Source organism: Desulfovibrio intestinalis (assembly GCF_014202345.1).
GTDB classification, from domain to species: Bacteria; Desulfobacterota; Desulfovibrionia; order Desulfovibrionales; family Desulfovibrionaceae; genus Desulfovibrio; species Desulfovibrio intestinalis.
Map to the genome: position 1 here is coordinate 86435 of NZ_JACHGO010000001.1, position 12830 is coordinate 99264.

The 12830-nt window shown below is 55.0% G+C and carries 9 protein-coding genes and 1 tRNA gene; 8 read left to right on the forward strand and 2 right to left on the reverse strand.

From position 1 onward, the window contains the following. Nucleotides 1–257: 257 nt before the first annotated feature. From selD to HNQ38_RS00460, 7 genes are all read left to right on the forward strand, one after another. Nucleotides 258–1316, forward strand: coding sequence for a selenide, water dikinase SelD (gene selD / locus HNQ38_RS00430; RefSeq protein ID WP_183717198.1), 1059 nt, complete (start codon nucleotides 258–260; stop codon nucleotides 1314–1316). A 277-nt stretch (nucleotides 1317–1593) separates the two neighbouring features. Next, nucleotides 1594–1677, forward strand: a tRNA-Leu gene (locus HNQ38_RS00435). 28 nt (nucleotides 1678–1705) lie between these two features. Beyond that, nucleotides 1706–3070 carry a trigger factor gene (tig, locus tag HNQ38_RS00440; RefSeq protein ID WP_183717200.1) on the forward strand — a complete coding sequence of 455 codons (1365 nt, stop codon included), beginning with the start codon at nucleotides 1706–1708 and terminating at the stop codon, nucleotides 3068–3070. Nucleotides 3071–3175: 105 nt separating this feature from the next. Continuing rightward, on the forward strand, nucleotides 3176–3784 hold the full coding sequence (gene clpP / locus HNQ38_RS00445; protein WP_183717202.1) for an ATP-dependent Clp endopeptidase proteolytic subunit ClpP: 609 nt from the start codon (nucleotides 3176–3178) through the stop codon (nucleotides 3782–3784). Between the two features lie 2 nt (nucleotides 3785–3786). Continuing rightward, on the forward strand, nucleotides 3787–5085 hold the full coding sequence (clpX, locus tag HNQ38_RS00450; protein ID WP_183717204.1) for an ATP-dependent Clp protease ATP-binding subunit ClpX: 1299 nt from the start codon (nucleotides 3787–3789) through the stop codon (nucleotides 5083–5085). 187 nt (nucleotides 5086–5272) lie between these two features. Beyond that, nucleotides 5273–7714, forward strand: a complete 2442-nt coding sequence (lon, locus tag HNQ38_RS00455; RefSeq protein WP_183717206.1) for an endopeptidase La — start codon at nucleotides 5273–5275, stop codon at nucleotides 7712–7714. A gap of 327 nt (nucleotides 7715–8041) precedes the next feature. Further along, nucleotides 8042–8464, forward strand: a complete 423-nt coding sequence (locus HNQ38_RS00460) for a YbjQ family protein (RefSeq protein WP_183717208.1) — start codon at nucleotides 8042–8044, stop codon at nucleotides 8462–8464. 229 nt (nucleotides 8465–8693) lie between these two features. Here HNQ38_RS00460 and trpB read toward each other — a convergent pair whose 3' ends face one another. Further along, nucleotides 8694–9905, reverse strand: coding sequence for a tryptophan synthase subunit beta (gene trpB / locus HNQ38_RS00465; RefSeq protein WP_183717210.1), 1212 nt, complete (start codon nucleotides 9903–9905; stop codon nucleotides 8694–8696). 327 nt (nucleotides 9906–10232) lie between these two features. Between trpB and HNQ38_RS00470 the strand changes: the two genes are divergently transcribed. Beyond that, the gene (locus HNQ38_RS00470) at nucleotides 10233–11039 is read left to right on the forward strand and encodes an FAD-dependent thymidylate synthase (RefSeq protein ID WP_183717212.1); all 807 of its coding nucleotides are present in this window, start codon (nucleotides 10233–10235) and stop codon (nucleotides 11037–11039) included. Between the two features lie 308 nt (nucleotides 11040–11347). On the opposite strand, the gene HNQ38_RS00475 is transcribed toward HNQ38_RS00470, so the two are convergent. Further along, on the reverse strand, nucleotides 11348–12709 hold the full coding sequence (locus tag HNQ38_RS00475; protein WP_343060062.1) for an O-antigen ligase family protein: 1362 nt from the start codon (nucleotides 12707–12709) through the stop codon (nucleotides 11348–11350). Nucleotides 12710–12830 lie beyond the last annotated feature (121 nt).

Here is a 12830-nt window from a genome sequence, read left to right on the forward strand (position 1 = left end):
AAAAATGTATGTAATTTCTTGCTTGTAATATTGTTCTGACTGTTAGTGTCTTGTCATATGCATACTCTTTGGATGCCTGGACTGCTATAAAGACAGATTCATTTGTCTGGATGGAATTGTCAAATACAGATATAGTAATTGTACGTTTCGTATGACAATGCTGCATTGCTTTGAACTGACTTTTGACCTTTGGCTGACAAGAGCGCATACTATAACAAGGCCTTGGGTTCATCTAATTTTTTTGTGAGGAGACGCGCATGAAGCTTTTGGAAAAAGCCCGCGCTGCTGGCTGAGCGGCAAAACTTGCTCCAGGGGCCCTGGAGCGACTTTTGCGCGGCCTGCCCTCCGACACCCGGCCTGACCTTGAATCCCGTGTGCTGGCTGGCCGTGCCCGCAACGAAGATGCTGTTGTCTTAACAGTTCCGCCTGGGTACGCTCTTGTACAGACGGTGGACATTCTTGCGCCCATTGTAAATGATGCCTTCAGCTTTGGGCGCATTGCTGCGGCCAACGCCCTTTCGGACGTATACGCCATGGGCGGTGAGCCGTGGAGCGCCATGAATGTGGCCTTTTTCCCACAGGCTCTGGCCGAGGATGATCCCCAGGGGATTCTTGCCGCCATCTTGCGTGGTGGCCTGGATGCCATGAATGAAGCAGGAGCGGTGCTGGCTGGGGGCCATACGGTTCAGGATGACGAACTCAAGTACGGTCTTGCTGTGACAGGGATTATCGATTCCTCGCATATGGCCCGAAATGACGGTCTTGAAAAAGGACAACAGCTTTTGTTGACCAAGCCCTTGGGAACGGGGGTGCTGGCCACAGGCGTAAAAGCACGCTGGGACGGAGCCGACGAAAGTGAGGCAGAGATCACCCGGTGGTGTTCACGTTTGAACAAGGTGGGTGGCGAGGTTATTCGTACGCTAAAACTTACTGCGGCCACTGATATCACGGGCTTTGGTCTTGGGGGACATACGCTTGAAATGGCTGTTGCTTCCGGCGTTTGCGTTGTTCTTCATGCAGAAGCCTTACCGCTGTTGCCGCGCGCCCTCGAGTATGCACGCGACGGCCTCATACCAGCGGGCAGTCATCTGAACCGAAAGCACTGCGCTTGTTCAACCCTGGTAGAAGAGGGTGTGGATGAGGCCGTTGAAAGTCTGGCTTTTGATGCGCAAACATCTGGCGGGCTGCTTCTGTCTGTTCATCCCCATCAGGTTGAAGAAGCCCGGCGAATGTTGCTGGCTGGCGGCGATTTGGCCTGTCTGGTTGGCGAAGTAGCCGAAGCCCGTTCAGACGGAAGGGCGCTGGTCTTACGATAGGCTGCCTGAAGCAATAAATTATCGGAATATACGCTGCTTGAAACTGTCCGTGCGGCAGTGGTTACGGCAGCGTGCTATTTTTGCCTGATGGCAAGGCTTGGCGGGTTTATTACTGTTTTTTTAGACTTGCTGGTTGCCATTGGCTTTTGCGGTGTTAGTTTAGAAGAGTTGCGGTTTTGTTGCCCGTTCCGTTTTTTGCCGCCGTGCTGCCAGCAGCTATGGTTGACCATGTCCTGGCTTGCGGGCCGAGCGCAAGTGTGCTATGGAAACACGCTTTGCGAGAGTGGCGGAATTGGTAGACGCACTGGACTTAGAATCCAGCACCATAGGTATGGGGGTTCAACTCCCCCCTCTCGCACCATCACGCCCACCCAGAAAAGGAGCCCCACGTGGAATATAGCGCTGAAGACATTTCGCCCGTAAGAAAAAAGGTCGTCATCACCACGGAACCCCAGGAAGTCGAAGCCGCCATTATGGGCGCAGTCGCCCTGTACAAAACCTCCGTGCAGGTTGATGGTTTCCGTAAGGGCAAGGTTCCGGCCTCGGTTATCGAGCAGCGCTTCCGCGACAAAATTTATGAAGAAGCCCGTCAGGACCTCATCAATGTGCATATCAATGATGTGATGCAGAAGCTTGACGTTATGCCTCTTTCCGGCCTTGATGTGGATACGCCGGACTCCTTTGAGCGCGGCAAGGGCTTTGCCTATACCATTGAGTTTGAAGTTCTGCCCGCTTTTACCCTGCCTCCTTATGAAGGTATGGACGTGGAGCAGGAAAAGGTCGAGGTTGACCAGAAAGAAGTGCAGGAAGTGCTGGACCGCATTCTGCGCGACCGCGCCCAGCTCGTGCCTGTAGATGGCGCGGGCCCTGCTGTTGACGGCCAGATCGCCACTGTTGACTTTGCCGCGTTTGAAAACGGCGAACCTGTTGAAGGCGTAAAAGCTGAAAGCTTTGACCTGGCCCTTGGCGAGCGTCAGGCTCTGGAAGACTTTGAAGCTCTGGTCAAGACCGTGAAATACGGTGAAGAAGGCGAGGGCGAAATCCGCTTCCCTGAAGATTTTCTTGCCAAGGATCTGGCTGGTAAAACTGTGACCATGAAGGTCAAGGTTCATGCCATCAAGGAACGCAAGCTGCCCGAGCTCGACGACGAACTTGCCAAGACCCTTGGTCTTGAAAGCGTGGAAAAGCTGAAGGAAACCATCGGCAACAGCTACACCCAGAGCCGCGGCAATCTGAACAAGAGCGTGGCGCAGAAGACACTGCTGGACGCCCTGCTGAAAATGGTGGAATTTGAATTGCCCCCCAGCCTTGTGGAAGTTCAGATGAACACGCTGCTGGGCGATATGGCTGCGCGTCTTGAACGCCAGGGCCGCAGCCTGGAAAGCCTGGGCAAGAGCATGGAAGAGCTGCGCAAAGAAATGCAGCCCCAGGCCGACGAGTTGGCCCGTTCGCAGGTTCTGCTTCTTTCCATCGCCAAGAAAGAAGGCCTGGACGTCACCGATCAGGAAGTCAACACCCAGATTTACCAGCTTGCCATGCGCACTGGAGAAGATTTCAAGTCGCTGCGCGAACAGTATGAGCGCTCCGGCATGATCTTTGTTCTGCGTGACCGCATGCTGGCTGACAAGGCCATGGATCTCATTTACGCCAAGGCCAACGTGAAGGAAGTGGAACCCAAAGCTCCCGAAGCCGGGGCTGAGGGCGAAGCCGCGCCGGGCGCCAGCGCCCAGCCCGGCGACAAGGAAGGCAAATAAGATTAAGGGAAGGCGGCCCCTAAGGCCGCCTTTTGCTTTTTTTGCGGCCCGGATACTCTCTGGGCCGCCATATCCGGCCCATTTGGGTCATGTAGTGAGGCTCACATGTCGCTAGTTCCTATGGTTATCGAAACCACTGGCCGTTCTGAACGCGCCTATGATATTTACTCGCGCCTGCTCAAGGACCGTATCGTTCTTCTGGGTTCCGAGGTCAACGACACCGTGGCCTCGCTCATCTGCGCCCAGCTGCTTTTCCTTGAGTCTCAGGATCCTGAAAAGGAAATCTATCTTTACATCAATTCTCCCGGCGGCTCTGTAACGGCCGGTCTTGCCATTTATGACACCATGCGCTTTATTTCCGCGCCTGTTTCCACGGTGTGCATGGGGCGGGCCGCCAGCATGGGCGCTTTCCTGCTGGCAGCGGGCAAGCCGGGTATGCGTTATGCGCTGCCCAACAGCCAGATCATGATTCACCAGCCTTCGGCAGGGTATCAGGGGCAGGCTACGGATATTGAAATTCATGCCCGCGAGGTGTTGCGCCTCAAAGAACGCCTCAACCGCATGCTTGCCGAAAACACCGGACGCCCCTTCAAGGACATCGTCAAGGCGACCGAACGAGATAACTTTTTGACTCCTGAAGAAGCCAGAGAGCTGGGCATCATCGACCGCGTACTGACTTCGCGCCATGAAATGGCTCAGGAAAAGAGTGAATAAATATGGCCAAGAACGACAAACCCACGGTCAGCGAACCTTTGGCGTGCTCCTTTTGCGGGCGCAGCGAGCTTGAGGTACGCAACCTTATCGTGCAGGACGGTGCCAGCATCTGCGACAGGTGCGTAAAGGCCTGCAACGACATCATCGCCCGCGACCAGGTGGAAAACACCGAGGGCGACGAGCGTCTGCTTTCACCTCAAGAAATAAAAGACAGGCTTGACCAGTACGTCATTGGTCAGCACGAGGCCAAAAAAATTCTTTCAGTGGCCGTGCACAACCATTACAAGCGTGTGTTCTACGCAAACGCTACGGGTGACGATGACGTTGAGCTTGAAAAAAGCAATATCCTGCTGGTTGGCCCTTCGGGCAGCGGCAAAACCTTGCTGGCCAAAACCCTGGCCCGCGTGCTGCGCGTGCCCTTTGCCATTGCCGACGCCACAACCCTGACGGAAGCCGGGTATGTTGGCGAAGATGTGGAAAACATTCTGGTTCAGCTGCTGCAAAATGCAGATTATGACCTGGAAGCCGCCAGCAAGGGCATCATCTACGTTGACGAAATCGACAAGATTTCACGCAAGGGCGACGGCCCCTCCATCACCCGCGACGTGTCGGGCGAGGGTGTGCAGCAGGCTTTGCTGAAAATTATTGAAGGCACCGAAGCCAACATTCCTCCCAAGGGGGGCCGCAAGCACCCGCAGCAGGAATTCATCCGCATGGACACGAGTAATATTCTGTTCATCGTGGGCGGAGCTTTTGTGGGCCTGGACAAGATCGTTGAATCGCGCATGAGCGGCGGGGCCATGGGCTTTGGCGCAAAAGTGCGCGCCAGCAAAGAAATGCCCCTGAGTGAATTGCTGGACAGAATTCATCCGCAGGATCTGGTGAAGTTTGGCCTTATCCCCGAATTTGTAGGCCGCATACCCATCATCACGCATGTGGACGAACTGGACGAAGCAGATCTGGTACGTATTCTCACCGAGCCCAAGAACGCCCTGGTGCGCCAGTACCAGAAGCTTTTCGGCTTCGAAGACGTGACCCTGCGCTTTACGCCCAATGCCCTCAAGGCTATTGCGGTCAAGGCCATTGAGCGCAAGACCGGGGCGCGGGGTTTGCGCAACGTGATGGAACGCACCATGCTGGATATCATGTTCAAGCTGCCTTCCATGCCCAATGTGCGCGAGTGCCTCATCAATCAGGCTGTTATTGATAAAGGCAAGGACCCTGTGCTGCTGTTCGGCGAAGCAGGCGAGAACTCGACCGCGAAGGGCGGGCAGGCGCAGGCGAGTGGAGATTCCGCCTAAAGCCTGTCCTGGGCTTGGTGATATGTTTTAGCGGGAGTGGCGGAACAACGCTGCCCCGGCAATAAACGCTCTGCGCGAATTTTTCAATTCGCGCAGAGCAGTTTACCATTACAGATAAAACTGCTCTAATCTCCCAAGCGTATACGCCGCATCAAAGCGGCTCCATCTGGTCTTTCAGGGGAAAACTATGACTGAATCCGAACGCGGTACTGTTAAATACGTGGATTTGCCCATCATGCCTCTGCGCGAGGTGGTCATGTTTCCGCGTTCCATCATGCCGCTCTTTGTGGGGCGCGAAGCCTCGATCAAGGCCATAGAAGCTGCGCAGTCCAGCTACAGCAAACAGATCTTTCTGGTAGCCCAGCGCGAACCGGAGCTGGAAAAACCCGAAGCCTCCGATCTTGCCCCCGTGGGCGTTGTGAGCAAGGTCCTTCAGATGTTGCGCCTGCCCGACGGCACCATCAAGGTGCTCTTTGAGGGCATGTACCGCGCCAACTGGGAAGACTTGCGCGAAGATGAGCAGTGCGCCGTGGTGCGGGTAAGCCGCCGCAGTGAACACCAGAGCCGCTCTGATGAAAGGGAAGCCCTGGTGCGTGCCGTACATGAGGCTCTGGAAGATTTTTCAAAGAACAATAAAAAGCTTTCGCAGGAATCTGTGCTTTCCATGATGGCTTTGCACGATTCCGGCCCGCTGGCCGACGCCATCATCCCCAACCTCAAGGTGGACTACCGCAAGAAGCAGGAAGCCCTTGAGATGGATGACGTGACCGAGCGCCTGGAATTGGCCTACGAAATGCTGCACGGTGAAGTGGCGTTGGCTTCAGTAGAAAAGCGCATCAAGAACCGCGTCAAGGTTCAGATGGAGCGCAATCAGCGCGAATATTATCTTAATGAGCAGATCAAGGCCATCAACAAGGAAATGGGGCGCGACGACGACCCCCTGGCCGAGGTGGATGAGCTTGAACAGAAACTGAAAGCCCGCGACATGCCCGAAGAGGCACGTCAAAAGGCTCTTTCGGAAGCCAAAAAACTGCGCAGTATGCCGCCCTCGGCTGCCGAGTACACGGTTGTGCGCAACTATGTGGACTGGATTCTTGATCTGCCCTGGAATGATCTGAAGCAGATTGATATTGATATTGAAAAAGCACGCAGTATTCTGGACGGCGACCACTATGGGCTGGAAAAGCCCAAGGAACGCATTCTTGAGTATCTGGCCGTGCAAAAACTTTCGCAGGGCCTCAAAGGGCCTATCCTTTGTTTTGTCGGGCCTCCCGGTGTTGGCAAAACTTCTTTGGCCAAATCTGTAGCCAAGGCCACCGGGCGCGATTTTGTGCGCCTGTCTTTGGGCGGTGTGCGCGACGAGGCTGAGATTCGCGGTCATCGCCGTACCTATGTGGGCGCGTTGCCGGGCAAGATCATTCAGTCCCTCAAAAGGGTGAAGTATAACAACCCGCTGTTCTGCCTGGATGAAGTAGACAAGATGACCTCCGACTACCGGGGGGATCCGTCCTCGGCCCTGCTGGAAGTGCTGGACCCGGAACAGAACCATACCTTTATGGACCACTATCTGGATCTGGAATACGACCTGTCCAAGATCCTCTTCATCACCACGGCCAACTCGCTGCACAGCATTCCCGTGCCCCTGCTGGACCGCATGGAGATCATTGAACTTAACAGCTACCTTGAGACAGAAAAACGTCACATAGCACGGCATTTTCTCTTGCCTCGCCAGATCGAGGAGCACGGTCTCAAGGAAAGCAATATCCGCGTGTCGGACAATGCCATTCTTGAAGTTATCCGCTCCTATACCCGTGAAGCCGGCGTACGCAACCTTGAGCGCGAAATTGCCGCTTTGTGCCGCAAAACTGCCATCAAGCTTGTGGAAGAGGATAATTTGGACAAGTGCGTGAATATTTCGCGCCAAAGTCTGGCTTCTACACTTGGCGTCAAAAAATACCGTCATGACGAGCGAGAAGCAGAACCCCAGATCGGTGTGTGCGCCGGGCTTGCCTATAACCAGCGCGGTGGTGAAATCCTGCTGGTGGAAACCACCCTTATGGCCGGTTCCGGTCAGGTGGTCACCACGGGCAAACTGGGTGAAGTCATGACAGAATCGGCCAAGGCCGCACTTTCCTACGTTCGCTCACGGGCTGAAGTGCTTGGGCTTGACCCCCGCTTCTACCGCAAGGTGGACATTCACGTTCATGTGCCTTCAGGAGCAACGCCCAAGGACGGCCCTTCGGCTGGCATCACCCTGGCGACCTCCATTACCTCGGCGCTGCTTGGCATACCTGTGCGTAATGATGTGGCCATGACGGGTGAAATATCCCTGCGCGGGCGTGTGCTGCCCATTGGCGGCCTGCGTGAAAAATTGCTGGCGGCCCGCCGCAGCGGCATTAAAAAAGTGCTCATGCCCCGCGACAATGAAAAGGATCTCAAGGAAGTGCCCGACGAGGTATTGAAAGATCTTGAGATTGTTTTTGTGGATCATGTGGATGAGGTTCTGCCTCAGGCTCTGGACGCCACCGCAGAGGAAATATTCTCCGGCCGGGCAACAGCCCAGCCTATCTGCCGCATCTTGCGCCCGGAGAAGAATGAAGCAGAGGGTAAAAAGCAACCTGCGCAATAACGCCGGACAGCAGTATACAACAGTAAAACCCGCCAATTGGCGGGTTTTACTGTTGTATAGAACCTCACGAAGCTGAAAGGCTTTGTTCTGCACCTTCAAGAGAGTGTGCCCGTGCCGAAAGTGTGAGGATGAGGGAACGCGTTGTGACGGAGCAGCACAAGGCTTGCCGGTTGTGCTGGTGCGGGCGTCAAGGCTTTGACCAAAAGCAGGAATATTTTTATAACATACTTGAATTATAACTAAAAAAATTATTGGCAAGCCCTTTGCAATTGCTTGGCATATGATGGCGCTCAGCGCTGTCCATCCCTTTGCTTTTGGAGGTCAGGCATGTTCTTCTTACTGGGCGGTCAGGAAAAAAAGGCTCGCAAAGCCGAAAAACAGGCACGCGTATCAGATGCCACATCTCGTGTGCGTGAGGTTTTTCTGGCTGGGCGTTTTCCCGTGGTGACTACGCATCAGGTCGAAGGACGACGCATTGCCAAGGTCTTGGGCCTTGTCTGCTGCCGGGGTTTTGACTCTGAAGAAGCTTTTTTTGGCATGGCCGGACGTGCCATGAATAAAGGCGCGCAAGCCATTGTTGGGTACAGCGAAAATGTGGCCTTCCATCCGGACGGCAGCAAATACTTTTCCTGCTTCGGCACCGCGGTCATGTTTGAATATGATCCGGCTGACCCCGAAGCTCTGCCTATTATGTTGCAACAGAAATTCAGGGCGCAGGAACAGCTTTCTGCCCTGAATGAAGTTATTTAGGGATTTTGTTCTGAATCAGCGGGTACTGACCAGGAACGCCAGTTCTGATGCAGCCCGCGCCGTATGTCTGTCTTGTCAGGCGTGCTGGCGCTCACCCGCGAAAAGCATATAATAAGGCAATCTACGCCAGTTCTTGGACCTCCGGCGTGTGCCCGCCAAAAGGACCACAAAGCCCCCGTCAAAAGACGGGGGCTTTTACGTTTCGGCAAATATCCTTAATGGCTAGGCCTTATATTTCGCCTTTTTCCATCATCTCAGCCACTTGCGCCACATCTTTATCGCCACGGCCAGACAGGTTGACCAGCAGAATGGCGTCAGCGGGCATGGCAGGAGCCATTTTCATAGCATGTGCCAGCGCGTGTGAAGACTCCAGAGCCGGAATAATGCCTTCATGACGGGACAGCGCGAAGAATGCCTCCAGAGCTTCCTTGTCAGTGATGCTGACATATTCAGCACGGCCCGCGTCTTTGAGCATGGAGTGCTCAGGCCCCACAGAGGGGTAGTCCAGCCCGGCTGAAATGGAGTACACGGCTCCGGCTTCACCCTTTTCATCCTTGAGCATGTATGAATTGAAGCCGTGCAGCACGCCCGGTTCACCCAGGCAGAGAGATGCGGCGTGTTGCCCGTACTCGTTGCCATGTCCGCCCGGTTCCACGCCGATAAGGCGTACGTTGGCGTCATTCAAAAAGCCGGAAAAAATGCCTATTGCATTGGAGCCGCCGCCCACGCAGGCCAGGGTTGCATCAGGCAGGCGACCGCAGGCTTCAAGCATCTGGGCACGGGCTTCGCTGCCCACTATGGCCTGGAACTGGCGTACCATATAGGGATAGGGGTGCGGTCCCACGGCAGAGCCAAGCACATAGAACATTTCATCATCAGCCACCCACAGCCCCAGAGCTTCGTCCACGGCTTCCTTGAGGGTGCGCTGTCCCGACGTGGCGGCCACCACTTCGGCTCCAAGCATACGCATGCGAATGACGTTGAGGCGCTGGCGCTCCATGTCCACTTCACCCATGCAGATAGTGCACTTGAGGCCCATAAGAGCCGCCGTGGCCGCCGTGGCTACGCCGTGCTGCCCGGCGCCGGTTTCAGCAATGACACGGGTTTTGCCCATGCGTTTGGCCAGCAGGCATTGCCCAAGGGTGTTATTGATCTTGTGCGCGCCAAGGTGGTTGAGATCTTCACGCTTGAGCCAAATCTGCGCGCCGCCAAGTTTGCGGCTCAGGTTGGCACAGTGAAAGACCGGACTTGGCCGTCCTGTATAATGGAGAAAGAGGTCGTCCAGTTCACGCAAGAAATCGGGATCGGCCAGGGCCGCCTCCATTGCCGCAGCCAGTTCTTCCAGGCGGGCTTTAACGGATTCAGGAACAAACTGGCCGCCGTAAGCGCCGAAAAAACCGTTGCTGTCCGGCTTGTTATTGGGGGCGGAATGCTGGCTCATATGATCTCCTTGCTGATAAACTCAATAGGTACTTTGGGGGTGCGTCTCGCACGCCACGCTGCCGCGAATTGTGGCAGGGCCGCCGTACAGTGCCCGGTCAGATAAAGGTCAGTTGCGGGCATGGCAAACCTGAAATGCGTAGGTGCTGGAAAACGGTTCTCACTCTGGCTTTTTGGCCCTGTTGTGTCAAGATATGGGTGGTTCGCGTATGCTTGGGCCTTTCATCCCAAAGGCATGCGGTTTGTGATTTTGGTAGCTCATCTTGCTGCATGGCGAGGTTTCGCATATGCTGCTTAGGTCAGCGCCACTGCGCGCCAAGGAGTTGTAATGTTGGACGAAAAATTTACAGGTAACGGCAGGGTGGTATTGCTGGCCGGCGGTGGGAAAGTCTATACGGACATAGCGGCCCGCTTTGTGCGGAGTGAGCGTGACCTTGAAGACATCGTGGCCTCGCCTTACTCGAAAAAAATAGTAGAGAACATTTTGTCTTCCGGGCACAGGGCTGCTCTGGAATTTGATTTTTTTATCTTCGGGCTTGAGGGATATTCGCGCGTTACCGAAACGCAGCTGGTGCGCAAGCGTCTGGCTTCTTATCTGATCAAATCAGGCAGGGCAGAATTGGGCGGAAAGCGTCGCTATTCTGTAGTGTATCCGCAGAAAGCGGCGGAATTTACGGCTCAGGTGAACTTGCCTGGCGGGGGAAGCGTCAATCTGAGCGGGCGTGATCTGGCCGATCTGGGACGTCAGTGGTATGACGCGGGACTTGATGCCGGGCTGCCTGAAGAAGATTTGCGCTATTTGAAGCCCCAGGCCACAGAATTCAAAGCCATCGTGGGCATGAACGCCCATGCGCTGCTGGACTGGTTTTCCATACGCTGTTGCCGCAACGCGCAGTATGAGATCAGGCACCTCGCATGGCAGATGTTGCGGCTGTGCCGCAAGGCAGCTCCCGATCTTTTTGCTGGCGCGGGCCCCAACTGCGTGCAGATGGGGTACTGTCCCGAAAACGGGCTTCAGAACGCCCGCTGTAAGGGCCGCATCATCACCAAGGATGAGGCCATGGCCCTGCTGCGCGCTAACAGAAACGCCAGCGCGGGAGCGCCGCCCGTTGCTGACGAGTTTGCCGGAGAATAGTTTCGTCTGCTTTCTGGCAGAAATTTTCGGTATTTTTTTGAATATGGTCTGCCGTTGCGCGGCTGACAATTGCTCTTTTTTTCGTGATGTCTGTAGTGCTGGCTATGGGCTGGGTGAATCTGATACGGTGGGGCAGTTCATGTTGAAACTGCCAGCCCCTGTGAAAGTGGCAGCATGCTACCAGCCGTGCTCGTCGGTAGCAGGAGCGCTTTGGCAAGACGCCTCAAGCTGACTGAATAAAACAGGGCCGGAACGTTACGTTCTGGCCCTGTTATCTCTTTTGCTACAGCGGCTCACCGCTCTTCATTCTAGGAAAATGGTTGCGCCCGCATGTTGTTTTCAGCTGGTCCGCAATATCCTTGAGCGGCATGCCGGGTGGCTTCATCACCTTTGGGGCCATTGACGACAGCGCCGATCATGACACCCATGTGCGCCATGGCAAGGGCCAGCCACCAAGTACGATAGAAATCATGCCCGAAAATGCCGTTGCACAGCCATGCCACAAATCCTATCCAGAACCATGCAGTTACATGCCAGTAGATACTCGTTTTTCCAGAAGCGCGCTCGGCCAAAAGGCGCGGCCGGATGCGTTGATAGCCCCACCAGCAAAAGCCCAGTAGAAAAATCATGCCGAAGATAAAACCAATCAGGCCGTGCGCGTACAACATATCGAGGTAGAGGTTGTGCGGATGGCTTATGGTAATGAGATCTTTTTCCGGTGTGAGGCCAAGGGAACGGAAAGCAGTGTTGTACTGGCCGGCACCGGAACCGAGCCATGGGTGTTCAAGAAAAACGCGCCAACCCAGCTTCCACAAGCTCCACCTGCCGTCATCTACCACCGCGTCCATGCGGGCGCGTCCTTGGGACAGAAGAATCAAAAGCAAGGCCACAGCAGCGAAGAGTATGCTTTTCCAGCGGGCTGAAGAACTTGCCAGCAAAAACCACAGGCCAAAGGCGGCTGCAATGGCCAGCGCGCCACTGCGGCTGCCAGCGCCTGCAAGAAGAAAAAAAGCGGGCCATAGGGTTGCTGCACAGAGCAACAGTGAGGGCAGGCGCGAAAAACTCTGGCGCAAGATGCACCACAGACTGAAGGCGGGAATCAGAGCCAGGGCGATGTAGTTACCCACCTCATAGGTGTCAAAGCTGCCTGTGAGGCGGCCACTGGACATCGGGTAACCCATAATAAAATCTTTGCCGGTCAGAGCCTGCCATACGCCGTCCAGGCCTTGCCAGAATACGGCCAAAATAGCGGCCCACGCCAGGCGGTGCAGGTCCTTTTCATTACGGACGCATTCCATGGCGATAAAGGGCAGAATGAAGCCCTTGTTAAGACCAGAGGCAGCGTGCAACAGTGATGAGCCGATATTGTTGGAAAAGACAACTCCAATAACAACCATAACCCCCAAGCAAACGAACAGAGGCCAGGCCCCAAGCCGCCGCAGCACGCTTTTTTGCCAGTTATGGCGGTAGTAGAGGCCAAGAAAAAGCAGACAGACCAGGGGCATTATGTCGCGAAGGGCATAGCCCATGGGAAAAGTGGCCAGCGTCATCCAGAAGGACCAGAACAGGCAGGAATACCAGCGTTCGGCCGGAGGAGATTGCCGGAAAGCTTCACCCAATGCCCATACGGCGATCAGACGGGTTTTTACGCATTTCAGCAGGTTGTACACTGTCCCTCCGCACCGAAAAATATGATATTTGCTTGTATGACATTGCATAATACCTTGTGAGCTATGGTAATTCAAGTAGGGCAAAAACCTTGCCATCTGAAGGCAGGCAAAATATACTAAG